Genomic DNA, 25646 nt, shown 5'->3' on the forward strand with positions numbered 1-25646 from the left:
CCTCCTAGTGATAACCGTCTTCGTGGGTGACCTTGCCGCGGAACACGTAGTAGCTCCAGAAGGTGTAGCCCAGGATGAACGGGATGATGAACAAGGTGCCCACCAGCATGAAGCCCTGGCTCTGCGGCGGCGCGGCGGCGTCCCAGATCGACACGGACGGCGGGATGATGTTCGGCCACAGGCTGATGCCCAAACCACTGTAGCCCAGGAAGATCAGCACCAGCGTCAGCAGGAACGGCGTGTAGTGCGCATTACGTGCCACCGCGCGGATCAGCCCGTACATGGTCACCAATACCAGGATCGGCACCGGCAAGAACCAGAACAGGTTCGGCAGGGTGAACCAGCGCGAGGCGATTTCCGGGTGGGTCAATGGCGTCCAGATGCTCACGATGCCGATTACCGCCAGCACCACAAAGGCCAATGGCCGCGCCAGGTTGTGCATCTTTTCCTGCAACGGGCCTTCGGTCTTCATGATCAGCCAGGTGCAGCCGAGCAAGGCGTAGGCCACGATCAGCGCCACGCCGCAGAACATCGTAAAGGGTGTGGCCCAGTCCAGTGAACCACCGGCAAACTGGCGATTCACCACGGGGATGCCGTCGATAAACGCCCCCAGTGCCACGCCCTGGAAGAACGTCGCCGCCAGCGAGCCGCCGATAAACGCCTTGTCCCACAGGTGACGCTTGTGGTCCTTGGCCTTGAAGCGGAACTCGAACGCCACGCCACGGAAGATCAGCCCGATCAGCATCAGGATCAGCGGCAGGTACAGCGCCGACAACACCACCGAATAGGCCAGCGGGAACGCGCCGAACAACGCCGCGCCGCCCAGTACCAGCCAGGTTTCGTTGCCGTCCCACACCGGAGCCACGGTGTTCATCATCACGTCACGGTCGGTCTTGCCGGGGATAAACGGAAACAGGATGCCGATACCCAGGTCGAAGCCGTCCATGACCACGTACATCATGATGCCGAAGATGATGATCACGGCCCAGATCAGCGGAAGATCAATACCCATCTCAATGCCCCTTGTGCTGGATGTGGGTGTGGTCGTCATCGTTGCCATCATCATCGGCAGCCGACAACGGACGGGCCGGTGTGCGTTTCTGGCCAGGGCCACCGTGGGTTGGCTCGGTGCCTTCGTGGGTCACAGGGCCTTTGCGCACCAGGCGCATCATGTAGCCCAGGCCTGCGCCGAACAGCGCGAAATACACCACCACGAACAACACCAGGGTGATGGTCATCTGCGCCAGGCTATGCCCGGAGGACGCATCCGCCGTGCGCATCAAGCCGTAGACCACCCACGGCTGACGGCCGATCTCGGTGGTGAACCAGCCGGCGAGAATCGCGATCAAGCCGGACGGGCCCATCCACAATGCCAGGTAGAGGAACGGTTTGGACGTGTACATCTTGTCGCCCCGGCGCAGCCAGAGGCTGAACAGGCCGGTGAAGATCATCAGGAAGCCGAGGCCGACCATGACCCGGAACGACCAGAACACGATGGTCGAGTTGGGGCGGTCCTCAGGCGGGAACTCCTTGAGCGCCGGCACCTGTTTGTCCAGGGAGTGGGTGAGGATCAGGCTGCCCAAGTACGGGATCTCGACGGCGTACTTGGTCCTTTCCTCTTTCATGTCTGGCCAGCCGAACAGGATCAACGGCGTCGGTTCGTTGCCAATGTTTTCCCAGTGGCCTTCAATCGCGGCGATTTTCGCCGGTTGGTGCTTCAAGGTATTCAGGCCGTGGAAGTCACCGATCACGGCCTGGATAGGCGCGACGATCAGCGCCATCCACATCGCCATCGAGAGCATTTTGCGGATTGCCGGGTTGTCCTTGCCACGCAGCAAGTGCCAGGCCGCCGAGGAGCCGACGAAGAACGCAGTCGCTACGAACGCCGCCGTGGCCATGTGCGCCAGGCGATAAGGGAACGAGGGGTTGAAGACCACGGCGAACCAATCGGTGGGGATCACGCGGCCATCAATGATTTCAAAGCCCTGGGGCGTCTGCATCCAGCTGTTGGACGAGAGGATCCAGAACGTGGAAATCAAGGTGCCGACAGCCACCATCACGGTGGAGAAGAAGTGCAGGTTGCGCCCCACCTTGTTCCAGCCGAACAGCATTACGCCCAGGAAACCGGCCTCGAGGAAGAAGGCCGTGAGCACTTCGTACGTCAGAAGCGGCCCGGTGACGGCGCCGGCAAAGTCCGAGAAACGGCTCCAGTTGGTGCCGAACTGGTAGGCCATGACCAACCCGGAGACCACGCCCATGCCGAAGTTGACGGCAAAGATCTTCGACCAGAAATGGTAGAGGTCACGGTAGGTGTCGTTGTGCGTCTTGAGCCACAAACCTTCCAGCACCGCGAGGTAGCTGGCCAGGCCGATGGTGATCGCCGGGAACAGGATGTGGAAAGAGATGGTGAACGCAAATTGAATTCGGGCGAGATCTAGCGCCTCCAAACCGAACATAAGTCTTCCTCTGTCAGGTAATACCGGCTGCTGGCGGGAGCCTGCACCCACTGCCCCCACGGATATGGAGTCTGGCGAATTTCAATTCGTTTCTTTTTTTAACCAAACGCGTAGGGAATCTGGCCTTGCGGCCGCCAGGCCGATGTCCGGGCGGACATTGATCTGGATCAAGCATTGCTGAAAGAGTAGTCCCATTTTCGATGGAGGACGGCGTGGTCTTTTGCCGCGTGACAGACTGCCTCAGATCAGTTCTTGCAACTATCTGTTACAACTTGATGATAATCTCGGCGCTCCCTCCGGCCCTGACCTGAATCCCCGATGCCTAGTGAACCCGCGTTGCTGTTGCGTCACCACCGCCCTTTCATCGCGTTCTGGCTGGCGCGTATCTTCACTGCCAGCGGCTTTCAGATGCTTACCGTGGCCATCGGTTGGAACCTCTATCAACTGACCGGCAATGTGCTGGACCTGGGCCTGGTCGGCCTGGTGGAATTCGTGCCGCGCGTATTGTTCATGCTGCACACCGGGCATGTGGCCGACCGCTATGAACGGCGTAAGGTCGCCGCCATCTGCCAGACCGTGCAGGCGTTGATCGCACTGTCCCTGGCCATCGGCGGGCTGACCGGCAATGTGACCCGCGAGATGATCTTCATCCTCGCCTTCCTGCTCGGTGCCGCGCGTTCGTTTGAAATGCCGACCACTCAGGCGATGCTGCCCAGCATCGTCCCCAGCATTTTATTCCCGCGAGCCGTGGCCTCGTCGCAGTCGGCCCAGCAACTGGCAACCATCGTCGCCCCGGCCCTCGGCGGATTGCTCTACGCGTTTGGCAGCGTGTGGGTCTATGGCCCCACGGTAGTGCTGTACCTTATCGCCTGCGTGCTGACCCTGAATTTGCCAGCCCGCCAGACACCACTCAACAAAGGCAAGGCCACCCTGGACTCCCTGCTCGCCGGCATCCGCTTCATCCGCAGCCGCCCGGACATCCTCGGCGCCATCTCCCTTGACCTGTTCGCCGTGCTGCTGGGCGGCGCCACCGCGTTGCTGCCGGTGTTTGCCAAAGACATCCTGTTGACCGGCGCCTGGGGCCTGGGCCTGCTGCGTTCGGCCCCGGCGGTGGGCGCGTTGTTGATGTCGCTGTGGCTGGCGCGGTTTTCCGTGGACCGCCATGTGGGCCGCGTGATGTTCACCGCCGTCGGCGTGTTCGGCGTGGCGACCATCGCCTTCGGCCTGTCGACTTCGTTCTGGTTCTCACTGGCGGTGCTGGTGGTGCTGGGCGCGGCGGACATGATCAGCATGGTCATCCGCGCCTCCTTCGTGCAGTTAGAGACGCCGGATGAAATGCGCGGGCGGGTCAGTGCGGTCAACGGCCTGTTTATCGGCGCGTCCAACCAGTTGGGCGAATTCGAATCCGGGATTACCGCCCACTGGTTCGGCACCGTGCCCGCCGTGGTCATGGGCGGGATCGGTACGCTGGTGGTGACTGGGGTCTGGATCAAGCTGTTCCCGACCCTGGCCAACCGTGACCGCATGCATGTGCCCGTGGAAGAACCCGCGAAGGTCTAGAGCACCTTGTCGAGGGTGATGGGAAACTCCCGCACCCGCTTGCCGGTGGCGTGATAAATCGCATTGGCCACCGCCGCTGCGACCCCGACGATACCAATCTCACCGACGCCCTTGGACCCCAGGGCGTTGACGATCTCGTCGTGTTCTTCGACAAACACCACATCAATGTCGCCAATATCGGCGTTAACCGGAATGTGGTACTCCGCCAGGCTATGGTTCATATAGCGCCCCAACTGATGGTCGATCTGGGTTTCTTCATGCAATGCCATGCCGATGCCCCACACCACCCCGCCGAGGATCTGGCTGCGGGCCATCTTCGGGTTGACCACTCGCCCGGCGGCAATCGCGCTGACCACCCGGCGGACCTTGATCGTTCCCAGGTCTTCGTCCACCTGCACCTCGACGAAGACAGCTGAGTGGGTGGCGGTGCTGTAGCCCTCGCGTTTTTTGTCGGGCTCACTGTCGACCTGCACTTCCAAGGCGCCTTCGCCGCTGTCCTTGACCAACTGTGCCAGCGACACGCTCACATCGCCGGTGTGCAGTTGGCCCTCTTCGAAACGCACGGTTTCGGCGTCCTTGAACACCGGGTACGTCTGCCGGGCGATGTTCAACAGCTTGGCATTCAAGGCCTCGCAGGCTTGCTGCACGGCAGTGCCGACGGAGGACACGGTGAATGAGCCGCCCTGCAACGGTGCGGTGGGCAATGATGAATCACCCAGCAGAAATGCCACGTCGTCGACCGCCACACCACTGGCCTGGGCCGCGATCTGGGTCATCACCGTGTAGGTACCAGTGCCGATATCGGTGGTGGCGCTGCTGACGGTCAGCTTGCCTTGCGCATCGAGGCGCGCCTTGGCGCTGGCCTTCATCTGCATGGCTTCCCACACGCCGCCGGCCATGCCCCAACCGATCAACTGGCGGCCGTCGCGCATGCTGCGTGGTTCCGGGTTGCGCTGGCTCCAGCCAAAACGCTCGGCGCCTTCGCGGTAACACTCGCGCAGGGCTTTGCTCGACCAGGGCTTGTCTTCGTTCTGGTTGCGCTCGGCGTAGTTGATCAGCCGCAGTTGCACCGGGTCGATGCCTAGCGCGCAGGCCAGTTCATCCATGGCGCACTCCAGGCCGATCACGCCGAGCGCTGCGCCGGGCGCACGCATGTCCAGCGGTGTGAACACGTCCAGGGGCACCAACTTATAAGTAAGCTGCACGTTGTCGCAGTGGTAGAGCATGCCGCTCCATTCCACGACGTGTTCGCTGAAGTCTTCGAAACGCGAAGTCTGGCCAATGGCTGTGTGCCCCAATGCCAGCAAGCGCCCGTTGGCGGCGGCGCCCAGTTGCAGGCGCTGTAAGGTGCGCGGGCGATAGCCAAACGTGAACATCTGCTGGCGCGTCAGCGTGACCCGCACCGAACGCTTGAGCGCCAACGAGGCCATCACGGCCAGCGGCAATTGGTACTGCGGGCGCAGGCCGGAACCAAACGCGCCGCCAACAAACGCGGCGAAGATGCGCACCTGGCTTTTATCCAGGCCAAAGACTTTTTGCACATAGGCCTGGCAGTTCTGCGGGCCCTGGGTCTTGTCATGGATATGCAGGGTGCCGTCCGGCTGATACAGCACCGTGCTGGCGTGGGGCTCCATTGGATTGTGGTGTTCGATGGGCGTGCTGTAGTGCACATCCAGGCTGACGGCGGCACCGGTCCATTCGGCCTGGAAGTTGCCACGCGGTTCGGGCGGGGTTTGCGGCGAGGCGTGGGCCTGATCCTGCATGGCCACCAAGTCGGTTTCGAAGGCTTCGGTTTCGTACTCGATGTCCACCAGTGAACCGGCATGCCGCGCCAGTTCAAGGTTGTCGGCGATCACCAGAGCCAGGGGCTGGCCGCTGTACAGCACGCGGTCGTTGTAGAGCGGACGAAACGGCGAGCCGTCGGCGGCGTCGGCATCCTGGAACGCGTCATCGTAACTGGCGATTTTGGGGCGATTGAGGTGATGGATCACCGCCACCACGCCCGGCAGGGCCAGCGCCTTGGAAGAATCGATGCGCAACACACGGCCTTTGGCGACGGTACTGGAGACCACGCTGCCGTGCAGCAGGCCGTCCTCGGGAAACTCACCGGCATAACGCGCTTTACCTGTGACCTTGAGCAGACCGTCAACCCGGTCAAAGGGTTTGCCGATAGCGGTCATGGGCGCTCTCCTGCGACAGCCGCATCACTCAGGGCACGAATAATCCCCCGGCGTGCCAGCTTGATCTTGAAGCCGTTGTGTTCCAGGGGTTCGGCGTCTTGCAGCAGCGCGTCGGCGGCGTGGCTGAAGGTTTCGCGGCTGACGAGCTGGCCAATGAGCGCGGCTTCCACGGCACGATCACGCCAGGGTTTGTGGGCTACACCGCCAAGGGCCAGGCGCGCGTCGACGATGCGCTCGCCGTCCAATTCAAGGGCAGCAGCAACGGACACCAAGGCGAACGCGTAGGAGGCGCGGTCGCGGATTTTCAGGTAGTTGCTGTGGCTCGCCAGGTTGTCGGCGGGCAGTTCGATGGCGGTGATCAGCTCATCGTCAGCCAACTGGTTGTCACGCTGCGGCGCATCGCCGGGCAGACGGTGGAAGTCGGCAAACTCGATAACACGAGCGCCTGCACGACCTTCCACATGCACTCGCGCGTCCAGCGCCGCCAGCGCCACGCACATGTCGGAAGGATGAGTCGCGACGCACTGTTCACTGGCGCCGAGGATGGCATGAATACGATTCAACCCCGTGCGTGCCGGGCAGCCGCTGCCGGGCTCGCGCTTATTGCACGGCACAGTGGCGTCATAAAAGTAGTAACAACGGGTGCGCTGCAACAGGTTGCCGCCGGTACTGGCCATATTGCGCAGCTGCGGCGAGGCGCCCGCGAGGATGGCCTGGGACAGCAGCGGGTAACGCTGTTCGATCAGCGGGTGCCAGGCCAGGTCGGCGTTGCTCACCAGGGCGCCGATCAGCAGTCCGCCCTCGGCGGTTGCCTGAACCTCATTTAACGGTAGCCCTGTGATGTCGATGAGATGCTCGGGGCGGCTGATGTTTTCTTTCATCAGGTCCAGCAGGTTGGTGCCGCCGGCGATAAAACGCGAGGCGGCGCTGCTCAGGTGCACCGCTTCCTGCACATCGGCCGGCTTGCTGTAGTGGAAGGGATTCATCGCTCACCTCCCACGACGTCTGCAATGGCATCGCGGATATTGCTGTAGGCGCCGCAGCGACACAGGTTGCCGCTCATCAGCTCCTGGATCTGGGCGGTGTCGTGCGCACGCCCTTCATTGGCCAGGCCGACCGCCGAGCAGATCTGGCCGGGGGTGCAGTAACCGCATTGAAAGGCGTCGTGTGTAATGAAAGATTGCTGCGTCGGGTGCAGTTGGTCGCCGTCGGCCAGGCCTTCGATGGTGGTCAACTCGGCGCCGTCGCACATCACCGCCAGCGTCAGGCAGGCATTGATGCGCTTGCCGTCGCGCAACACCGTGCAGGCACCGCATTGGCCGTGGTCGCAGCCTTTTTTGCTGCCAACGAGGTCGAGCTGTTCGCGCAACAGGTCAAGCAGCGTGGTCCAGGGCAACACGTTCAGTTGGCGATCCTGGCCGTTGAGGCGCAGGCGTATCGAGTGGCTGACGAACGGCTGGGCCGCCGCGCCATTGGGGGTCGCGCTCATAAACACCTCACGGGTTGGTGTACGTCCGCGGCGTTAGGAAAGTCGCCGTCTTAAGGGGTACGACTGCCCGGGGTATTGAGCGTTCAAGCGGATTGATCAGCGGATATTGAGCTGCGTGGTCAGGGTGTTTTGCGGCGGGTTGATCGAGGAATTGCTGTACTGGAACCAGCCTTGGGCCTCGACATTCAGGTCGAACACATAGATGTAGCCCATCAGTGTGCCCACGCCGTTGCACACTTCGCTGATGTTGCCGACCTGGCAAACCGCCGTGCGTTGCCCATTCAATTCGGCGCCATCGAAGCGGCCCATGGGGTTGTTACCCAGGCCCACCTCCATGACGGACACCTTGGTAGGCCCACGGTGCGTACACATCTGTGTGCTCTGCGCGCGCTCGGGGATGCTTTCCTTACACGCTGCCGACTCGACCTGGAACACCCGCACTTCGCTCAACGGCGGTGCAGCCGCGCCCCAGGCCGGTGCTGCGCCGAGCAACAGGCTGATACAGGGGATCAGGGCTAGACTCCACGGGTTGGCGTTTTTCATGTTGCAGATGACCTTGGTTTAAACGTCGGCGCAGTATGCCTCAAGGCCTCGGCTGCTGGTATGATGCGCCGCTTTTTCCGATCCTCTCTGAAACCACAGGCGCTTGGCGCAGTTTGTGCTTTGACTTAGAGGTCAACAAATCACGACGCCACAGAGCGTCACAGGGAGCCGGCATGCTGGAAAAGCTGTTTCAACTCAAGGCACACAACACCAACGTGCGCACCGAGATTCTCGCGGGCATCACGACATTCCTGGCCATGGCCTACATCCTATTCGTGAACCCGAGCATCCTCGGCGAGACTGGCATGGACAAGGGTGCGGTGTTCGTCGCGACCTGCCTGGCGGCCGCTATAGGTTCGACCGTGATGGGCCTGATCGCCAATTACCCGATCGCCCTCGCGCCGGGCATGGGCCTCAACGCCTTCTTTACCTACACCGTGGTCCTGCACATGGGCCATACCTGGCAGGTGGCGCTGGGTGCGGTGTTTATTTCGGCGGTGCTGTTTTTCCTGCTGTCGATCTTCCGTATTCGTGAATGGATCATCAACGCCATCCCACTGCCGCTGCGTTCGGCGATTGCCGCCGGTATCGGCCTGTTCCTGGCGCTGATCGCCCTGCACAACGCTGGCATCGTGGTCGGCAATCCCAACACCCTGGTGGGCCTGGGCGACCTGAAAAAGCCCGCGCCGATCCTGGCTACGTTCGGCTTTATCCTGATCGTCGCCCTGGAAGCCCTGGCGGTGCGCGGTGCCGTACTGATCGGCATCCTGGCGGTGACCATCGTCTCGATCCTGCTGGGCGTCACCCCCTTCGGCGGCGTTGTCTCGATGCCGCCTTCCCTGGCACCGACCTTCCTGCAGCTGGATATCAAAGGCGCGCTGGATATCGGCCTGGTCAGCGTGATCTTCGCCTTCCTGTTCGTTGATCTGTTCGACAATTCCGGCACCCTGATCGGCGTGGCCAAGCGTGCCGGCCTGATGGGCAAGGACGGTCACATGCCGAAAATGGGCCGTGCACTGATCGCCGACAGTACCGCCGCCATGGCCGGCTCGCTGCTGGGTACGTCGACCACCACCAGCTACATCGAATCGGCTGCGGGCGTGAGCGCCGGCGGCCGTACCGGCTTGACCGCCATCGTGGTCGCGATCCTGTTCCTGCTGGCACTGTTCTTCTCGCCGCTGGCCGCCAGCGTTCCGGCCTTCGCCACTGCGCCGGCACTACTGTTCGTGGCGGTGCTGATGACCCAGGGCCTGGCCGAAATCGACTGGGACGACATTACCGTTGCAGCGCCGGTGGTGATCACCGCCCTGGCGATGCCTTTCACCTATTCCATCGCCAACGGCATCGCCTTCGGTTTCATCGCCTGGACCGCCATCAAGCTGCTTTCGGGCCGCTACCGTGAGCTGAACCCGGCGCTGGTGATTCTGTCGATTCTGTTTGTGATCAAGCTGGGCTGGTTCAACGCATGACTTTTGACGCCGCAAGCTACACCGCTCAACTGCAAGACAAGGTCACGCGTTTGCGTGACCTGCTGGCCCCGTTCGACGCGCCAGCGCCGCAGGTCTTCGACTCGCCGCTGCAGCACTTCCGCCTGCGCGCGGAGTTCCGCCTGTGGCGCGAGGGCGGCGAGCGCCACTACGCGATGTTCTCCCAGGACGACAAGCGCACGCCGATCCTGATCGAAGAATTCCCCATCGCCAGCCTACGTATCAACCAGTTGATGCCGCAACTCAAGGCCGCCTGGCAAGCCAGCGCAGCCCTGAGCCACAAGCTGTTCCAGGTGGAGTTCCTCACTACCTTGGCCGGGGACGCGATGATCACCCTGTGCTATCACCGCCCGCTGGACGAGCATTGGCACACCGCCGCTAACCAACTGGCAGCTGACTTGAATGTCAGCATCATCGGCCGCTCCAAGGGCAAGCGCGATGTAATCGGCCACGACTACGTGGTGGAAAAACTCGACGTCGGCGGCCGCACCTTCAGTTATCGCCAACCCGAAGGCGCCTTCACCCAGCCCAACGGCACGGTGAACCAGAAGATGCTCAACTGGGCTTATGAAGCCCTGGGTGATCGCCCGGATGATCTGCTGGAGCTGTATTGCGGCAACGGCAACTTCACCCTGCCCCTGGCTACGCGTGTTCGCAAAGTCCTGGCTACCGAAATCAGCAAGACCTCGGTGAATGCAGCCCTGAGCAACCTCGATGAAAACGCGGTGGATAACGTCACCCTGGTGCGCCTGTCAGCCGAAGAACTCACTGAAGCGCTGAACGAAGTGCGTCCGTTCCGTCGCTTGCACGGCATCGACCTGAAAAGCTATGAATTCGGCAGCGTCTTCGTCGACCCGCCGCGCGCCGGCATGGACCCGGACACCTGCGAGTTGACCCGGCGCTTCGATAACATCCTGTACATCTCCTGCAACCCGGAGACGTTGGCGGCGAACATTGCGCAACTGCATGACACGCACAAGATCACTCAGTGTGCGATGTTTGACCAATTCCCGTGGACGCACCATATGGAGTCCGGGGTGTTATTGACCCGGCGGTAATTCAACGTCTTCCGGTTCCTTCTTGCGCGGCCGCCCGCCCTTCTTGCCATTGGCACGGGCGGCGGCGGCTTTGGCGGCGCTGCTTTTGCGGCCGTTGCGCGAAGCCACCAGGCTGGTGGCCAGGTCCATCAGCGGTTTGCTGGTGGCGATCAGGCCCGTGACTGAAACATCCAGGTCCTGGGCCTCACAGCACAGCGCCTTGCCGCCAAAGCCAACTTCCAGTTGCGCAAAGTCCTCCAGGGAAAACCCCGCGAACTCGGGCAGGCCAGCCACCGGCAGTACAACACGACTGCCGTCGCTGAAACCGATGGAGATGCAGTTGTCTTCATAACGCACAGAGCTGGCACGGGCATAAAGGTGCCGTGTCTTGCGCCCTCGGGCTATCGCCTTTTCGACGTCGGCCTCAGTGAGTGGTTTATAGGGTACAGCTTTGGCTTTTACGATTTGCTTCATAGTTCAATCTCCACAAAACCCGGTGCCCTGACCAGATTCAAAATGGTTTTCTGCCCCACGACATCGTGCCGGGCACGCGCGATCACATAAACACCCGGCTGAATGATCAGCCCAGGCAACACTTCGCGAGCCTCCCAATCCCAGGAATGATTCTCCAGGCAGACCGTTTGCAGGTACTCCCACCAGATCCTGCGTGCCCGCGCCAAGTAGTGCCGCTGCATGATCGCCCCGCGTATCTCTTTCAAAACCGCCATGGGTGGCTGCCACCGCTCAGGCTCTACATCCCATAACTCCACCTCCCCATGCAGAAAACTGAAGCGAAAGCGCGCATCCCATTCGTTCCCCCGCACATGCACATGGGGCGGGCAATGCTCATCCCTGATAAACACCGAAATCACATAGCCTTTGTAAGTGCCTACTCTCATCGTAACCCATCTGTTAGGTTATTTTCCGTCAGGTAACAATTTTCCCTTGTCACCCGACAACCGGCTCCGTTCCCCAGAGCTGTTTCACAGATTAGTAAGCACAAAAAACCCGGCGAATGCCGGGTTGTAACCACTCATGCCGAGGGCTGGAAATACTCCGCCAAAGCCCGCAAGTCCTGTTCGCTCAGCAACCCCGCGTAATACTTCAGCTGAATCCTCGCCAGCAGATACGCATGCCGCGCATTCGCCAAATCACGGCGGGCGGTGAAGAGTTGTTGTTCGGCGTCGAGCACGTCGAGGTTGACCCGCTCACCACCGGCCACACTCTTTTTCGTCGCCGCGACTAAAGCCGTGGCAGAGCTGACGGCCATTTCATAAGCACGCACTTTCGCCGCGCCACTGGTGTTGAGGTTGAACTGTTTGCGCAACTCCACCAGCGTGGCCGAGGTTTGCGCGTCCAACTCGTATTGGGCCTGGGACAACTGGTTCGCCGCCTGGCGGGTCGACGCCGACACACCCCCACCGGCAAACAGCGGCAAACTGACCTGGATGCCGACGGTATTGGTGTCGTACTTCTGGTTGTAGCTGCTTTCCGAGTCGGAGTTGGTCTGACGGCTGGTGGCGTACAAGCTGACCTTGGGCAGATGGCCTGCACGTTTGCGTTCCACTTCATAGGAGGCCACGTCCAGGGCATGGTGCTGGGATTTGAGCTCCGGGTTGTTGGCCATCGCCATCTCGCGCCAGGTTTCGAAACGATTGGGCTCCAGAGGCGGAATATCGAATTGACGCGTCAGCGGCGCCAGTTCTTCGATCTGCAACGGTTGGCCGACGATGGCTTCCAGCTCGCGTAAGGCACTGTCCTGCGCGTCTTGCGATTCAATTTCTTCGGCCTGGGCCAGGCTCAAACGCGCCTGGGTTTCCAGCACATCGGTGCGTGTGCCTTCACCGCCTTTTAGAAGGCGATCATTGAGTTGCAAGCGCTCGGTATACGCGCGCTTCTGTGCACGACTCAGCTCAATGCGTTCCTGGGCCAACAACGCCTGGCTGTAGGCATTGAGTACCCGCACCGCCAGTTCCTGGCTCTTGCCGCGAAAGCGCTCGTCGGCCATCAATGCCTGAGCGGTGCCCTGGCGAAAACGCGCATAGGCTTCGTAATCCAGCAGCGGCTGCTGCAAGGTCAGGGTCGACGCATAGCTGCGGTAATCACGGTCGCTTTTGACATCACCCGCCGTTACTTCGGACTCGTTGCGCGAGTTGTTATAGCTCCACGACAAATTCGGCAACAACGCCGCACGGCCGATCGCGCGGTTTTCTTCACCGCCTTCACGCTCCTGGATGGCAGCCTGAAACGTCGGATCATTGCGCAAGGCCAAGTCATAGGCATCCAGCAAACCCAGGGCGTGGGCCACCGAGGAACAACCGAAACACAAGGTAAACAACAGCGCCTTCATTCTTCCACCAGGGCCATATGGGTGCGATCCATCAGGGGTTTGAACAGGTAGTTGAGCATCGAGCGCTCGCCGGTCTTGACGAAGGTTTCCACCGGCATGCCTGGGCGGATCTGCACACCGTCCAATTGCTGCATACCGGCTGCGTTGACTTGGGCGCGCAGCGTGTAATACGGCTCATCGGTGCGCTCATCGACCTGACGGTCCGCCGAGACCAACGTCACCTCACCGGCCACCCGTGGCGTGGTGGATTGGTTGAAGGCCGAGAACATCAGTTCCACCGGCAGGCCGGGGTGCACCTTGTCGACCATCTGCACCGGCACCCGCGCTTCCACCAGCAAGGGCTCGCCCTGGGGCACGATGTCCATCAGCGCCTGGCCAGGCTTGATCACGCCGCCTTCGGTGTACACATCCAACCCCACCACCACGCCGCTTGCGGGCGCACGCACCAGGCTGTTGGCCAATTCGAACTCGGCCGAAGCCAGGCGATTGCGCAGGTCATCGCTGCGGGTGCGGGTCTCGGCCAACTGGCCGCGCAGGTCCTTCTGGAAGTCTTCGCCGAGCTGGCGGATGCGCAGGCGCAGTTCCATCACCTGGCGTTGCAGTTGGCCGATGCGACCGTAGTCTTCGGCGATGGCGCCGTCGATCTGTGAGTACAGTCGCTCGCTGTCGAGCAGCCGATTGCGCGGGATATAACCTTCACGCGCCAACTCGCGCAGGCCCTGCAATTGCTCGTTCAACGCTGCGCGCTGCTGGACTTTGCTCGCCTGCGAATCCCGCGTACCGCGCAGTTGCGCCTCGGCCCCAGCGATGGTTTCACGCAGGCCTTGTTGCTCGGTGGCCAAGGCCTGGGCACGGCTATTGAACAACTGCCGTTGCAGGCTCAAGGTGCCCGCTGCCTCCGGATCGTTAAGCAATTCAGGGTTGAAGGTGATCGCCGGCAACCCTTCACTTTCGGCACTCAAGCGCGCCTCGCTGGCCAGCGACGCCAAGTACTGGCTGCGCAGGGACTGCATCTGCCCGCGCAACGGGGTTTCCTTCAAGCGCAACAACACTTGACCGGCGCTCACCACGTCACCGTCGCGCACGTCGATACGCTCGACAATGCCCCCGGCCGGGTGCTGCACGGTCTTGCGATGGCCCGACACCATGACCTTGCCCGGCACTGCCACGCCCTTATCGAGTGGCGCCAACGCCGCCCATCCGAGGAAGCCGGCAAAACCGCCGAGTACCAACAGCCAGCCCAGGCGCGAGTACTTTTTGTCATCCAACGCCAACACATTATTGGGCGCATCGCTGATCAATACAGGTTTGCTCGGGTTCATGCCTGTTTTCCTTCACCGAGGCGGTAGCTCATGCTCATGGTCGATACCGGTTTGGGCGCTGCCGGTTTCTGCCGTGCCTCCAACACACGCGCCGTCGGCCCGAAGGCCTGCAACTGGCCTTCCTTGAGGATCAGCAACTGGTCGGTCAGCGTCAGTACGTTGGGTTTGTGGGTGATCAGGATCACGGTGCGACGCTGTTGCTTGAGCTGGGCGATAGCATGGAGCAAGGCCTGCTCGCCCACTTCATCCAGGTTGGCGTTGGGCTCATCCAGCACGATCAGCGCAGGCAGGCCGTATAGCGCACGGGCCAGTGCAACGCGTTGCTTCTGGCCACCGGAAAGCCCGGCACCGCCTTCTCCCAATTGCGTGTCGTAGCCTTGGGGCAGTTGCAGGATCAGATCATGCACGCCGGCCATCTGCGCAGCCGCGAGGACTTTATCCGCGTCGACCTCAGCAAACCGCGCGATGTTTTCCGCGATGCTGCCAGCGAACAGCTGGATGTCTTGCGGCAGGTAACCGATGTGCGGGCCCAACTGCTGCTTGTCCCACAAGGCCAAGTCGGCGCCATCCAGGCGCACCTTGCCGGCCAGGGGCGCCCAGGCGCCCACCAGTATCCGAGCGAGGGTGGATTTGCCGCAGCCCGACGGCCCGATCACGCCCAGGACTTCCCCTGCTGCCAGATTGAAACCCAGATTGGCCAACGCGGGTCGACGGCTGCCGGGGGCGCAGGCGCTGATCTGTTCGACGCTTAGCTGGCCTTTGGGCACCGGCAGCGCCATGCGCTGCGGACGCGCGGGATTGGCCTCCAGCATCTGCGATAACCGATCAAACGCCAGGCGCGCCGAACCCCACTGTTTCCACACGCCGATCAATTGGTCGATGGGGCTCAGCACGCGGCCCATCAGGATCGAGCCGGCAATCATCATGCCCGGCGTGATCTCACCCTGTACTGCCAGCAAAGCGCCCAGGCCCAACACCAGGGATTGCAGCGCCAGGCGCACGCCCTTGGACCAGGCGGTAACGGTCGCGGTCTTTTCACTGGCCAGGTTCTGCTGCGCCAAAAACGCCTGATGCTGGCCAAACCAGCGCGCACGCAAGCTGGCGAGCATGCCCATGGCTTCGATGGTGTCGGCATTGCGCAGGTTGGCCGTGGCCTGCTGGCTGGCGCTGATGGAGAGTTGGCTGGCCAGGGCCATCGGCGCCTGGCTGACGTGATGGTTGACCCACGCCAGCACAATCAACAACAGCGCACCGACCAGCGCCAACAGACCGAGCCAGGGGTGGAACAGGAAAATCACCAGCAGGTACACCGGAAACCATGGCGCATCAAAGAACGCGAATAACGCCTGACCGGTGGCAAACTGGCGCAGCGTGGTCAGGTCATGCAGCGCCTGGCCCGCCGCTTGGGTACCGCCCTTGAGTTGCGCTTCGAACGCGGCGTCGTACACCCGTTGGTTCAAGCGCATGTCCATCTGCGTACCGAGGCGGATCACCACCTGGCTGCGCACCCATTCCAACGCGCCCATCAGGCCGAACAGGCCGAGGATCATCAGCGTCAGCATCAACAGGGTCATCTGATTGCCCGAGGCCAGCACCCGGTCGTATACCTGCAGCATGTACAGCGCCGGGGCGAGCATCAGCAGGTTGATCACCGCCGAGAACAGGCCGATGTTGAAGAAGCCACTTTTATAGGCCGTGAGGGCGGCCAGGGTTTCGTTGCCGACGTGGCGCATCTGGGGATTCTCATGGGGTTGAGCGGGCAGCGCCGCCGCGTTGACAGGCAAAGCGACGCTGCGCAGAATTCGGCACCGCCGTCGCTGAAGAGTTAGAAGGCTTGGCGACAGCGGTGTGTAAAACGGCGAATGGGAGAGCGATCTTCCATTCGCTTTTTTGCTTAAGCGGCCAGGGCGAAGTCCTGAGGCACGTCTTGCACGCCCACCAGCGCCACGTCGGACGCAGCGACCGAAGCCGAGTCCACATGGGCCACACCGGCAGCCGCCAGTTGGTCGAACGTCGAGTTGATCGACAGGCTTGGGTCGATGTCCTTGAGCAGGGAGTCGATCGCCGAAGCCAGTGCCGAGCTGTCGCCGCTCATCAGGCCGTACACGATTTTGTGCACCTGGCCGTCACGGCCTTCGGATTGCAGGCTCGACAGGCCCAGGTTGGCGAAGCTGACTTCCTGCTCGGCGAGGCTGTAGCTACCGCCGGCCCCGCCGCCGGTCAGGATGGTGCCCAGGTTCAGGGAGTCGATCGAACCCCACAAGGTGTGCGACGGCGGGTTGAACAAGGTGTAATGCAGGTCACCGTTAGCTACCACAGCCGCGTTGCTTTCAGTGCTCGACACACCGTACTGGGTGCCATCGAACGGGCCAGGATTGAAACCACCGGTGTTCGAACCCTCTTTGACCGACCCTTCACGGTGGTTCAGGTCACCAAAGTAAGCCGACCAGTCGCTCAGGTACTCGGCAACGGTGTTAGTGGCGTAGGTCGTGCTGTATGAAATAGAAATGCTCATGCAAAACTCCAAGTCATGGGGTGGTATCTCCACAGCAAGCCACTGCCTGCTGTGGTTTTGCCCGTCACTGGGCAAAATCGGTCAGAACTGATATTCAACGGTGCCCTGCAACGTGCGCCCACGCCCCAGGGTGAAGGCCAACACGTCGCCCAGCGGCACCAGGTAGGCGCGGTCGGTGACGTTTTCCATGGCCAGGCGCAAGGTCAACTGGTCGGTGGCGCGGTAGCTGCTGTAGAGGTCATAGACGGTGTAGGGCTTCCAGTCGGCCGGGTACACGCCGGTTTGCGAAGTCGTCACGCCGACACCGCCTTTGACGTAGTAACCACCGCTGTAACGGGCGCGAACGCCCACATCCAACTTGCGCTCGAGGAAGCGCGCGCCCAGCGTCGCGGTACCGCGATCCATCGGCATGTGCTCTGAGGAGCCCAGGATCGCGCTGCAACTCTGCCCCGCATTCGCCACGTCATCGGGCACCATCGCGTCTACCGGCGCCCGGCTACCCGGCCCTTTCTGGATCTTGGTCACACCACCCAGCCACGCGGTCTTGCTGCAGAACTTATTGCTACCCAGCATGCGCGTGTAGTTGAACTGGCCGTAGGCGAACCCGGCGTCGTAATCCAGCTGGTACTCCAGGCCGCGAAAACGCGTGGTCTCCAGGTTGTTCACGTACGCCGCATTACCGATATTGGCGATGCCATAACCTGGCGGCTGTACCCCCAGGGCCATATAGGAAAAGTCATCCACGCGGGTGTTGAAGTAGGACACTTTCATGCCTACGCGGTCTTCGGAGAACAGCAGGTCCTCCTTCAACACATTGAAGCCAACCTCCCAGGACGTGGACGTCTCAGGCTTCAAGTAGGGGTTTGGGAAAATCGACTCCGAGCCCCCGCCATGTGGCCGGCCACTCACCAACGTTTCGGTGACTGCCGGCGGGCGCCAGCCCTTGCCGTACGTGGCGAAGAGTTGAAGCCAATCCACGCCCGGCTTGATCGACAGGCCAAAGGTGGGCGAGAAATGCCCCTCTTCCCGATCCACGTCATAGGTCATGGGCAAGCCCACTTGCCGGGTGGTGCCAATGATGAACGTACGGGTGTTCAAACCGGTTTCGCCGCGCAGCCGATAGCGGTCGTAGCGCAACCCGGCGTTGAGGTTCAGCCAGTTGTCGTAGTCGTAGTCCAGGCGAGTGAACAGGCTGCCCATCGCCCGGTCGCCCCTGGGCGTGATGCTTTCCGCCGCCGAGGCTGTCACGGCCGAATCGGCGGCCACCATCTGGTTGGAGTCCGGGCGGACTTTGTCGTAGAAAAACTCCAGGCCATAGTTGGCCTTGATCACGGACAGCTCGCTCAAGGCAAAGGTCGAAATGTTCTGTGCCTGGAAACCATAGGTGTTGGTCTGATAGGTGACCTCGTAGCCCTTGCTGCTACCACGGGTCAGCGTGGACTGATCGTTGCGGGTATCGACGTAATAAAGCTTGGCCTTGAAATCGATCAGCGGATTGTCCGGCGTGTAGCTGTAGTCCAGCGCGAAGTTCTGCGCCGTGACGTCACTGCTGCCGAGTTTCTCCCAAAGCTGGGCTTTTTCGGCGGTCATCATGTTGACGTCGTCATAGCCGACTTCGGTGGTCAGGTAGCTCAGTTGAAGGCGCTGATCCACCGGCAGGTTGAGGCCTAGCTTGAGCAGTCGCGAGCGCATCACCGAACCGGTGTATTCCACAGTGGAGTTCTTGATCCGGTCTTCACTGGCCGGCAGGAAGGAACTGCCGGTGCGCAGCTCGCCAATGCTGCCCTTGGTGCCGGGTTTGTAGTCACCGAGGTGACGCTCACTGGCCGCCACCAACATGTCCCACACGTCGGTGCCCACGGCAAACGCCGAGCTGCCGATGAAGTGCGTGCCGTTGCTGCGCCCGCCCAAGCCCGTGGTCAAGCGGATGCGCCCGCCGATTTCCTTGCCGTCCTTGAGCAGGTCGGCCGCTTCCACGGTACGAAAGTTGGCCACCCCGCCGATCACTCCTGCCCCACCCATCGTGGAAGTGGCACCCTTCTCGATCACCACTTCAGACAGCAACTCCGGGTCGACATACAGCGTGCCATTGCGTTGCTGGTGGCCACTTTGTTGATAGTTCTGACGCATGCCGTCCACCGACATGTTGACCCGGCCGTAGTCCTGGATGCCGCGAATATTCACCGACAAACCGGGGTCTTGCTGGCTGACCGCCGAGTAGACGCCCGGTGCCTCCTCCAGCATTTCAGCGGCATGCCGGGGCGGGTTGCGATCCAGTTGCTCGCGCCCGACCACACTCACCGAACGGGGCGACGAGTACACCCAATCGTTGGGGTGCAAGCCGGTGATTGTGGTGGTGCCCAGCGCCAAGGCGGCGCCGCTCTGCTCAACGCGGGTCAGGGTGACCTGACGCTCGCCGTTGAAGCGGTACTCCACCGGGGCGTTGCCCAACAGACGCGCCAAGCCTTCCTGCACGCTGTATTGCCCTTTCACCGCCGTACTCTGCAAGCCTTCCAGACGCTGGCTGTCGAACAGCACTTGCAGGCCGGCCTGGTCGGCAAATGCCAGCACGGCACTGCCCAGGGATTGCGCAGGGATATCGATCATCAGCACGGCTGGCTGTGCAGCCTTCACCTGGGGTTGCGCGGCGTACACTGGGGCCGCAACGGCGAACAGGCTCAAGTGGATGGCCAGGGCTAACCGGCTAACGGTGATACGCCCCTTGTTGAGTGCTGACATTTCTGTTGTTCCCTGCGCTAAGCGTTTTTTGTTTATGCGAATGCTTCTCACCTAGCAAGACGTGCGACGCGCAGGAAGTCAGTAAGATTTTTTGAAAGTTTTTCAGGAGGGGGGATTTCAGGCGGTGGGAGCAGGCCCCCACCGGGTCATCAATAGATCAGGCTGAGGCCTGCCAGGTCCAGGCGTTGCACCTGGAGTTCCTGGGTCAGCGTGGCAAGGGCAGTGTCGAGCATGTCGAGGCGGAACACGCCGCTGACTTCACGCTCACCGAGGGCCGGGTCAGTCAACACCACGCGCCCGGGACGGTAACGGTTGAGTTGTTCGATGACAGTGGCCAACGGCTGGCGATCAAAGATCAACACACCGCGCCGCCAGCTGGTGGCGCGCGCAACATCGAGTTGGTCCAAGGGCACGATGCCTTGCTGAGGGCTGTAGCGTAAGGCCAGGCCTTCCTGGACCACCCTGTCGGACGGACCCTTTTTTGGCGTCGCGTTCAGGGACACCTCGACACTGTGTTCCAGCACGCCAACCCACGCCTGACTGTCGTCTTCACGCTCCACCACAAACCGCGTGCCCAGCGCGCGGGTTTGCCCCCCGGCGCTTTGCACCACAAACGGCCGGGTTTCCTCACCGACCATCGGCGCCACGTCAAAGATCGCCGAACCCTGGAGCAGGCTGATGCGACGTTGCACACCGTCGTAGTCGAGGCGGATGGCACTGGCGGAATCCAGCTCGACCTTGCTGCCGTCGGCCAGGTGCACGGTGCGCACCTCGCCTTTCGCGGTGACGTAATCGGCTTGCATGCGCAGCAACACCTCCGGCCCGCGCACCCAGCTAATTCCCGCCACCACCACGATCAATGCGACAGCGGCCGCACGTTGCCATGGCCTTCGGCGTTGGGTTCGGCGCACAGGCGCATGCGCCGCTGACGGGCGCTGGCGGCGCACGGGCTCTTCCTTGTACACATCGCCCAACGCCGCCCAGGTCTGTTCGGCAAAACGCAAGGCCGCTTCATGGCGGCTGTCGCAGGCGATCCAATGCTGCAGCTCGGCCTGCTCCTGTTCGGTCAGGGCTCCGGCGTGCAGGCGCACCGCCCACTCGGCGGCCGCCTCGGTAATGCTGTGCTGTTGCGGACCCTGGCTATTCACGTGTGAATCTCGAATTTTTCGTTATGTAACGCTGTGACGTCTGAGGCGGCGCATTTCGGTAACTCATTCGTCGGATGGCGCCACTTCGCCGTCCTGCAGGCGCTGCATCACGTAGGCCAACGCCTTGGCCAGGTGCTTTTGTACGGAGCTGTCGGAGATGTCCAGGTGCCGGGCGACCTGGGCGTGGGTCATGCCTTCGATGCGGTTGAGACGGAAAATCTGCTGGGTGCGTTCCGGCAACTCCGCCAGTGCCTGCTTCAATGCCTGTCGCTGTTGCTGCGCCATTGCCTGAGCCTCCAACCCGGCCACTTCATCTTCAATCTCGGCCAGCGCCTCATGGGGCACGGAGTCTGTCTTGCGCCGCGCTTCCTGGCGAATATGGTCGATCAGCAGATTGCTCGCCGTTCGATAGAGATAGCCCTGGGAGTTGTCGATGCGCTCGCCGGCCGGCTTTTCGGCCAGGCGCAGGAAACTCTCCTGCACCAGGTCTGCGGCCAACTGCGGGTCCCGTACCTTGCGCGCCAGATACCCGCGCAGGGTATCGGCATGCTTGAGAAACAGGCCTTTGAGATCCACGTCCGACAAACCGACTCCCTGGAATGTAAAGGAAACAGGCGGGCATATTAAGCGTTGTCGAGAATGATTTTCAATTGATATCTAATCTGATCCGTTTGTGCGAAAGGTCGGATTAACAGTTCGGTAATCGAACACATCCGCCGCCATCAATTGACCAAATTAACTAACCAGTACATTTTATCTGCACAACTAACAAGAACTGTGGAGATACTCCCAATGCCGCCTATCGTGCTGGTGCTCAACGGCCCCAACCTCAACCTGCTCGGCACCCGCGAGCCCGCCACTTACGGTCATGAAACCCTGGCCGATGTTGCCGCCCTGTGTGGCCGCAGCGCCGAACAGCTCGGGCTGAAAATCGAATTCCGCCAGACCAACCACGAAGGCGAACTGCTCGACTGGATTCACGGCGCCCGCGCCCGTTGCGCCGGCATCGTGATCAACCCGGCGGCCTGGACCCACACCTCCGTGGCGATTCGCGACGCGCTGGTGGCCAGTGAAGTGCCGGTGATCGAAGTGCACCTCTCCAACGTGCATGCCCGTGAAGCGTTCCGGCATCACTCGTTTGTGTCGCCGATTGCCAAGGCTGTCCTCGCAGGTTTCGGCAGCCACGGCTATCACCTGGCCCTGGAACATTTCAGCCAGCTGCTCAAAGGGTCGGCCCGATGAAACCGCGCATCCTCGCCGGCCTGATTGGCGCTGGCATCCAGGCTTCCCGCACGCCCGCCCTGCACGAACAGGAAGGCGATGCCCAAGGCCTGCGCTACTTGTATCGCCTGATCGACCTTGAGCCGCTGCACCTGGACACCAACGCCCTGCCCGACCTGCTCGACGCCGCCGAGTTGATGCACTTCACCGGCCTGAACATTACCTACCCGTGCAAGCAGGCGATCCTACCGCTGCTCGATGAACTGTCCGACGAGGCCCGCGGCATTGGCGCGGTCAACACCGTGGTGTTCAAGGACGGCAAGCGCATCGGCCACAACACCGATTGCCTGGGGTTCGCCGAAGGCTTTCGACGCAACCTGAAGGATGTAGCACGCCAACGCGTGGTGCAGATGGGTGCCGGCGGTGCGGGTGCGGCGGTGGCCCATGCGCTGCTGGCGGAAGGTGTGCAGCAGTTGAGTATTTTCGATGTGGACAGCAGCCGCGCCCGCGACCTTGTGGATAACCTTGCACAGCGTTTCGGCGCCGGTCGGGCCCAAGTGGGCAGCCAACTGGAAAATGCCCTGGCCGAGGCCGATGGCTTGGTCAACACCACGCCGATGGGCATGGCCAAGCTGCCGGGCACACCGGTTCCGGCCACCTGGCTACGCGCTGAATTGTGGGTGGCGGAGATCGTGTATTTCCCGCTGGAAACCGAACTGCTGCGCGACGCCCGCGCCTTGGGTTGCCGCACCTTGGATGGCGGCAACATGGCGGTGTTTCAGGCGGTGAAGGCGTTTGAGCTGTTCAGTGGGGAAGTTCCGGATGCGCAGCGCATGCTGGCGCATTTCCATAGCATGACGGATCAAGCCTGCAAGTAACGCATCACCGAATCACAAATCATGTCCCGGTGCCGCTGTTTAACCGCCTCATCCGACAGGTCGATCTGAAAAATCTCGCTGAAGGTATGGCGGTTGGACACCCGGTAAAAGCTGAACGAGTTGATCAGCAGGTGCACGTCCAACGGCTCCAGCCCTTCCCGGAACAAGCCCAGCTCGGCCCCCCGGCGCAAGGTTTCGCCCAGCCCTTCAAGGATCTTGCTGTTCATCGCCTTGATGGTGTCGGTGCGCTTCACGTACTCGGCATTGTGGATATTTTCGATGCTGACGATGCGCACGAAGTCCACGTTCTGGTCGTGGTGATCAAAGGTGAATTCCACCAGCCGCCGGATCGCCTCGCGCGGCTCCAGCGCCGTGAGATTCATGCGGGTTTCGGTGTTGCGGATGTCGCCGTAGAGCTTTTCCAGCACTTCGACGTACAACTGCTCCTTGCTGCCGAAGTAGTAATAGATCATGCGTTTGGACGTGTGGATACGCTCGGCGATCGCGTCCACGCGAGCGCCGGAAAGGCCCTGCTGGACAAACTCGACGATGGCTTCCTGGAGTATGTTTTCGCGGGTCTTTTCCGGATTGTTCTTACGACTCTTGCGAGGTGCCTCGGTGGTCATGGTGCGCTCACGGCCAGTGTTATGCAGGCCGTGATTATGGGCCGCGATGCGGCCTGAAAGAAAGCACCTGACCCACCGTTATAAACGCGCCTGACGCACCGCACCGCTGCGCGATTTGGCCATCGCCGCCAGGCGCACCGCCACATTGGCCGCGCCGTAGCCGGCATAGCCATTTTTGCGCTGGATGATCTCGAAGAAAAACCGCCCTTCGAACGGTTCGGTGTACACGTGAAACAACTCACCGCCCTGGGCGTCGCGGTCGTACAGCACGTTGTAGTACGCCAACTCGCTGAGGAACTCATCATCGAAATCGAAACGCGCCGCCAGGTCGTCGTAGTAGTTGAGCGGGATATCCAGCAGCGGCACGCCGGCCTCTTTGGCACGGCGCACCTCGGCGAAAATGTCCGCGCAGTCGAAGGCAATGTGATGCACGCCCGAGCCGCGATAGCTCGACAGCGCGTGGGAAATCGCCGTGTTGCGGTTCTCGGAGATGTTCAGCGGCAGGCGGATCGAACTGCAACGGCTGCGCAGGGCACGGCTTTTCACCAGACCGTAAGGGTCCGGCAGCACCACTTCGTCGTCGGCTTCGAAATCCAGCAGGCTCTTGTAGAACAGCACCCAACTGTCGAGGCTGTCGGCCGGTAACGCCATGGCCATATGGTCGATGCGCAGCAAGCCGCCGCTGGACGACGCGGCAGGTTGCAGGTTGAAGTCGGTGTCGTAGAGGCCGCCTTCACTCTGGTCCACCAGGTAAATCAGGCTGCCATCCGGCGCACGTACCGCCGCCAACTCCAGCTCGTTGGGTCCGACCAACCCTCGATAGGGCTGGCCTTTGTAGGCCACCGCGCGTTCCAGGGCCTTGGCGCTGTCCTTGACCCGGATCGCCGTGGCGCACAACGACGGTCCATGAGCCTCGAAGAAGTTGTGGGCGAAGGAATAGGGTTCGCAGTTGAGGATCAGGTTGATATCACCCTGGCGCAACAGGCTCACGCTCTTGGAGCGGTGCTGCCCGGCCTTGACGAAGCCCAGGCGTTCCAGCCAGTGAGTCAACTTGGCGCCGAGGCTTTCATCCACGGCGAATTCGAGGAACTCGATGCCGTCGTACTCGCTGGCGGCCGGGGTATCGAACAGAATCTCGACCGGTTGTGCAGGGGCTTCCTGCTTCAGGCGCTCGCGGGTTTTCTCTTCCAGGTACAGTAAGGAGCGCAGGCCATCCGCCGCATTCGCGCGAGTCGGCGCGGCGCGGAAGCCATCGTTGAAAATCTCCAGGGACAGCGGTCCGGTGTAACCGCTCTTGATGATCGGCGCAAGGAACCCCGCCAGGTCGAATTCACCTTGGCCGGGGAAGCAGCGAAAATGCCGGCTCCACTCCAGCACGTCCATGGCCAGGATCGGCGCGTCGGCCATTTGCACGAAGAAGATTTTGTCACCGGGGATCTCGCCAATCCCACTCGGGTCGCCTTTGAGCGACAGGGTGTGGAAGCTGTCGAGCAATACGCCGAGGCTGGGATGATCAACCTGGCGCACCAGGTTCCACACCTGTTGCCAGGTGTTCACATGCTTGCCCCAGGCCAACGCTTCGTAGCCGATGCGCAGGCCACGCCGGCCAGCGTGTTCGGCGAGCAGGCTCAGGTCATCCAGCAAAATGCGCTCATCACCCACGCTGTCGGCCGAAGCATTGCTGCACACCAGCACCAGGTCGGTGCCCAACTCCTGCATCAAATCGAATTTGCGCTCGGCACGTTCCAGGTTGCGCGCCAGGCGGTCGCGGCGGCAGCCTTCAAAGTCGCGAAACGGCTGGAACAAGGTGATGGCAATGCCGAGGTCGGCGCACATTTGCCTAACTTCGCGGGGGCTGCCGTCGTAATACAACAAGTCGTTCTCAAAGATCTCGACCCCATCAAACCCGGCGGCGGCAATGGCTTCGAGCTTTTCCGGCAGGGTGCCGCTCAAGGAAACAGTGGCAATGGAACGTTGCATGGGCGACTCCCGGCAATTGTTGTTTGTGGCAAATTATTCGCCCCTAGCCTAACCGCAGCAATTAAAATGTACGAACCAGTTAGTTTTTGGTGCGATTATCGAACACTATGCCCCT

General features: G+C 61.6%; 22 protein-coding genes. 5 read left to right on the forward strand and 17 right to left on the reverse strand.

What is annotated here, in order from left to right:
- Nucleotides 1-4 precede the first annotated feature (4 nt).
- A complete protein-coding gene (gene cydB, locus ACP7BX_RS21450) occupies nt 5-1012 on the reverse strand; it encodes a cytochrome d ubiquinol oxidase subunit II (protein ID WP_015885994.1) in 1008 nt (335 codons plus the stop codon).
- Between the two features lies 1 nt (nt 1013).
- Nucleotides 1014-2456 carry a cytochrome ubiquinol oxidase subunit I gene (locus ACP7BX_RS21455; RefSeq protein ID WP_033897875.1) on the reverse strand — a complete coding sequence of 481 codons (1443 nt, stop codon included), beginning with the start codon at nt 2454-2456 and terminating at the stop codon, nt 1014-1016.
- Between the two features lie 318 nt (nt 2457-2774).
- Here ACP7BX_RS21455 and ACP7BX_RS21460 point away from each other — a divergent pair, with 318 nt between their 5' ends.
- The gene (locus tag ACP7BX_RS21460) at nt 2775-4016 is read left to right on the forward strand and encodes an MFS transporter (RefSeq protein ID WP_177004277.1); all 1242 of its coding nucleotides are present in this window, start codon (nt 2775-2777) and stop codon (nt 4014-4016) included.
- Here ACP7BX_RS21460 and ACP7BX_RS21465 read toward each other — a convergent pair.
- The 4 genes from ACP7BX_RS21465 to ACP7BX_RS21480 form a co-directional block, all read right to left on the reverse strand.
- Complete coding sequence (locus ACP7BX_RS21465; RefSeq protein WP_426129979.1) at nt 4013-6196, reverse strand: xanthine dehydrogenase family protein molybdopterin-binding subunit; 2184 nt, start codon at nt 6194-6196, stop codon at nt 4013-4015. The genes ACP7BX_RS21460 and ACP7BX_RS21465 overlap by 4 nt on opposite strands.
- A complete protein-coding gene (locus ACP7BX_RS21470) occupies nt 6193-7182 on the reverse strand; it encodes an FAD binding domain-containing protein (RefSeq protein ID WP_426129977.1) in 990 nt (329 codons plus the stop codon). The genes ACP7BX_RS21465 and ACP7BX_RS21470 overlap by 4 nt, the downstream gene beginning before the upstream one ends.
- Nucleotides 7179-7685, reverse strand: a complete 507-nt coding sequence (locus tag ACP7BX_RS21475; RefSeq protein ID WP_426129975.1) for a (2Fe-2S)-binding protein — start codon at nt 7683-7685, stop codon at nt 7179-7181. Before ACP7BX_RS21475 ends, ACP7BX_RS21470 begins: the two co-directional genes overlap by 4 nt.
- Nucleotides 7686-7781: 96 nt before the next feature.
- On the reverse strand, nt 7782-8228 hold the full coding sequence (locus ACP7BX_RS21480; protein WP_269132080.1) for a DUF4879 domain-containing protein: 447 nt from the start codon (nt 8226-8228) through the stop codon (nt 7782-7784).
- A 173-nt stretch (nt 8229-8401) separates the two neighbouring features.
- Here ACP7BX_RS21480 and ACP7BX_RS21485 point away from each other — a divergent pair, with 173 nt between their 5' ends.
- Both ACP7BX_RS21485 and trmA read left to right on the forward strand, forming a co-directional pair.
- Nucleotides 8402-9697: an NCS2 family permease gene (locus ACP7BX_RS21485; RefSeq protein ID WP_038847593.1), complete on the forward strand. Its 1296-nt coding sequence runs from the start codon at nt 8402-8404 to the stop codon at nt 9695-9697.
- On the forward strand, nt 9694-10773 hold the full coding sequence (trmA, locus tag ACP7BX_RS21490; RefSeq protein ID WP_038847591.1) for a tRNA (uridine(54)-C5)-methyltransferase TrmA: 1080 nt from the start codon (nt 9694-9696) through the stop codon (nt 10771-10773). The genes ACP7BX_RS21485 and trmA overlap by 4 nt, the downstream gene beginning before the upstream one ends.
- On the opposite strand, the gene ACP7BX_RS21495 is transcribed toward trmA, so the two are convergent.
- The 9 genes from ACP7BX_RS21495 to ACP7BX_RS21535 all read right to left on the reverse strand — a co-directional run bounded on the left by ACP7BX_RS21495 (nt 10756) and on the right by ACP7BX_RS21535 (nt 21411).
- Nucleotides 10756-11226 (reverse strand): DUF2442 domain-containing protein, encoded by a 471-nt coding sequence (locus ACP7BX_RS21495; protein ID WP_028618024.1) that lies wholly within the window; start codon nt 11224-11226, stop codon nt 10756-10758. The two genes, trmA and ACP7BX_RS21495, sit on opposite strands and share 18 nt — an antisense overlap.
- Nucleotides 11223-11651 (reverse strand): DUF4160 domain-containing protein, encoded by a 429-nt coding sequence (locus tag ACP7BX_RS21500; protein WP_426129972.1) that lies wholly within the window; start codon nt 11649-11651, stop codon nt 11223-11225. The genes ACP7BX_RS21495 and ACP7BX_RS21500 overlap by 4 nt, the downstream gene beginning before the upstream one ends.
- Nucleotides 11652-11785: 134 nt before the next feature.
- Nucleotides 11786-13102 carry a TolC family outer membrane protein gene (locus tag ACP7BX_RS21505; RefSeq protein ID WP_426129970.1) on the reverse strand — a complete coding sequence of 439 codons (1317 nt, stop codon included), beginning with the start codon at nt 13100-13102 and terminating at the stop codon, nt 11786-11788.
- The gene (locus ACP7BX_RS21510; protein ID WP_426129968.1) at nt 13099-14424 is read right to left on the reverse strand and encodes an HlyD family type I secretion periplasmic adaptor subunit; all 1326 of its coding nucleotides are present in this window, start codon (nt 14422-14424) and stop codon (nt 13099-13101) included. The genes ACP7BX_RS21505 and ACP7BX_RS21510 overlap by 4 nt, the downstream gene beginning before the upstream one ends.
- Complete coding sequence (locus ACP7BX_RS21515; RefSeq protein ID WP_426129966.1) at nt 14421-16157, reverse strand: type I secretion system permease/ATPase; 1737 nt, start codon at nt 16155-16157, stop codon at nt 14421-14423. The genes ACP7BX_RS21510 and ACP7BX_RS21515 overlap by 4 nt, the downstream gene beginning before the upstream one ends.
- Nucleotides 16158-16318: 161 nt before the next feature.
- Nucleotides 16319-16939 (reverse strand): heme acquisition protein HasA, encoded by a 621-nt coding sequence (locus ACP7BX_RS21520; RefSeq protein WP_033897897.1) that lies wholly within the window; start codon nt 16937-16939, stop codon nt 16319-16321.
- An 81-nt stretch (nt 16940-17020) separates the two neighbouring features.
- The gene (locus tag ACP7BX_RS21525; RefSeq protein ID WP_426129964.1) at nt 17021-19678 is read right to left on the reverse strand and encodes a TonB-dependent hemoglobin/transferrin/lactoferrin family receptor; all 2658 of its coding nucleotides are present in this window, start codon (nt 19676-19678) and stop codon (nt 17021-17023) included.
- A 149-nt stretch (nt 19679-19827) separates the two neighbouring features.
- Nucleotides 19828-20826, reverse strand: a complete 999-nt coding sequence (locus ACP7BX_RS21530) for a FecR family protein (protein WP_426129962.1) — start codon at nt 20824-20826, stop codon at nt 19828-19830.
- A 63-nt stretch (nt 20827-20889) separates the two neighbouring features.
- Nucleotides 20890-21411: an RNA polymerase sigma factor gene (locus ACP7BX_RS21535; RefSeq protein ID WP_028618031.1), complete on the reverse strand. Its 522-nt coding sequence runs from the start codon at nt 21409-21411 to the stop codon at nt 20890-20892.
- Between the two features lie 207 nt (nt 21412-21618).
- Between ACP7BX_RS21535 and aroQ the strand changes: the two genes are divergently transcribed.
- Nucleotides 21619-22068, forward strand: a complete 450-nt coding sequence (gene aroQ, locus ACP7BX_RS21540; protein ID WP_010206717.1) for a type II 3-dehydroquinate dehydratase — start codon at nt 21619-21621, stop codon at nt 22066-22068.
- Nucleotides 22065-22925 (forward strand): shikimate dehydrogenase, encoded by an 861-nt coding sequence (locus ACP7BX_RS21545; RefSeq protein ID WP_426129960.1) that lies wholly within the window; start codon nt 22065-22067, stop codon nt 22923-22925. Before aroQ ends, ACP7BX_RS21545 begins: the two co-directional genes overlap by 4 nt.
- Here the strand turns inward: ACP7BX_RS21545 and ACP7BX_RS21550 are convergent.
- Together ACP7BX_RS21550 and quiC are read right to left on the reverse strand one after the other, a co-directional pair.
- On the reverse strand, nt 22910-23551 hold the full coding sequence (locus ACP7BX_RS21550) for a TetR/AcrR family transcriptional regulator (protein ID WP_033897904.1): 642 nt from the start codon (nt 23549-23551) through the stop codon (nt 22910-22912). The two genes, ACP7BX_RS21545 and ACP7BX_RS21550, sit on opposite strands and share 16 nt — an antisense overlap.
- A 78-nt stretch (nt 23552-23629) precedes the next feature.
- The gene (quiC, locus tag ACP7BX_RS21555; RefSeq protein ID WP_426129957.1) at nt 23630-25531 is read right to left on the reverse strand and encodes a 3-dehydroshikimate dehydratase QuiC; all 1902 of its coding nucleotides are present in this window, start codon (nt 25529-25531) and stop codon (nt 23630-23632) included.
- Nucleotides 25532-25646: the final 115 nt, after the last annotated feature.

Origin of the sequence: Pseudomonas sp. DWP3-1-3b3 (assembly GCF_049896305.1) — a bacterium.
In the GTDB taxonomy this organism is placed as follows: Bacteria; Pseudomonadota; Gammaproteobacteria; order Pseudomonadales; family Pseudomonadaceae; genus Aquipseudomonas; species Aquipseudomonas azotoformans_A.

Bases quoted from the DNA above. Each gene is read 5' to 3' on its own strand.
- ACP7BX_RS21460 (WP_177004277.1), top strand. From the start codon at position 2,775: ATGCCTAGTGAACCCGCGTTGCTGTTGCGTCACCACCGCCCTTTCATC.
- ACP7BX_RS21495 (WP_028618024.1), bottom strand. From the start codon at position 11,226: ATGAAGCAAATCGTAAAAGCCAAAGCTGTACCCTATAAACCACTCACT.
- trmA (WP_038847591.1), top strand. From the start codon at position 9,694: ATGACTTTTGACGCCGCAAGCTACACCGCTCAACTGCAAGACAAGGTC.
- ACP7BX_RS21500 (WP_426129972.1), bottom strand. From the start codon at position 11,651: ATGAGAGTAGGCACTTACAAAGGCTATGTGATTTCGGTGTTTATCAGG.
- quiC (WP_426129957.1), bottom strand. From the start codon at position 25,531: ATGCAACGTTCCATTGCCACTGTTTCCTTGAGCGGCACCCTGCCGGAA.
- ACP7BX_RS21475 (WP_426129975.1), bottom strand. From the start codon at position 7,685: ATGAGCGCGACCCCCAATGGCGCGGCGGCCCAGCCGTTCGTCAGCCAC.
- ACP7BX_RS21485 (WP_038847593.1), top strand. From the start codon at position 8,402: ATGCTGGAAAAGCTGTTTCAACTCAAGGCACACAACACCAACGTGCGC.
- ACP7BX_RS21550 (WP_033897904.1), bottom strand. From the start codon at position 23,551: ATGACCACCGAGGCACCTCGCAAGAGTCGTAAGAACAATCCGGAAAAG.
- ACP7BX_RS21480 (WP_269132080.1), bottom strand. From the start codon at position 8,228: ATGAAAAACGCCAACCCGTGGAGTCTAGCCCTGATCCCCTGTATCAGC.
- ACP7BX_RS21545 (WP_426129960.1), top strand. From the start codon at position 22,065: ATGAAACCGCGCATCCTCGCCGGCCTGATTGGCGCTGGCATCCAGGCT.
- ACP7BX_RS21455 (WP_033897875.1), bottom strand. From the start codon at position 2,456: ATGTTCGGTTTGGAGGCGCTAGATCTCGCCCGAATTCAATTTGCGTTC.
- ACP7BX_RS21515 (WP_426129966.1), bottom strand. From the start codon at position 16,157: ATGCGCCACGTCGGCAACGAAACCCTGGCCGCCCTCACGGCCTATAAA.
- ACP7BX_RS21465 (WP_426129979.1), bottom strand. From the start codon at position 6,196: ATGACCGCTATCGGCAAACCCTTTGACCGGGTTGACGGTCTGCTCAAG.
- ACP7BX_RS21510 (WP_426129968.1), bottom strand. From the start codon at position 14,424: ATGAACCCGAGCAAACCTGTATTGATCAGCGATGCGCCCAATAATGTG.
- aroQ (WP_010206717.1), top strand. From the start codon at position 21,619: ATGCCGCCTATCGTGCTGGTGCTCAACGGCCCCAACCTCAACCTGCTC.
- ACP7BX_RS21525 (WP_426129964.1), bottom strand. From the start codon at position 19,678: ATGTCAGCACTCAACAAGGGGCGTATCACCGTTAGCCGGTTAGCCCTG.
- ACP7BX_RS21505 (WP_426129970.1), bottom strand. From the start codon at position 13,102: ATGAAGGCGCTGTTGTTTACCTTGTGTTTCGGTTGTTCCTCGGTGGCC.
- ACP7BX_RS21520 (WP_033897897.1), bottom strand. From the start codon at position 16,939: ATGAGCATTTCTATTTCATACAGCACGACCTACGCCACTAACACCGTT.
- cydB (WP_015885994.1), bottom strand. From the start codon at position 1,012: ATGGGTATTGATCTTCCGCTGATCTGGGCCGTGATCATCATCTTCGGC.
- ACP7BX_RS21470 (WP_426129977.1), bottom strand. From the start codon at position 7,182: ATGAATCCCTTCCACTACAGCAAGCCGGCCGATGTGCAGGAAGCGGTG.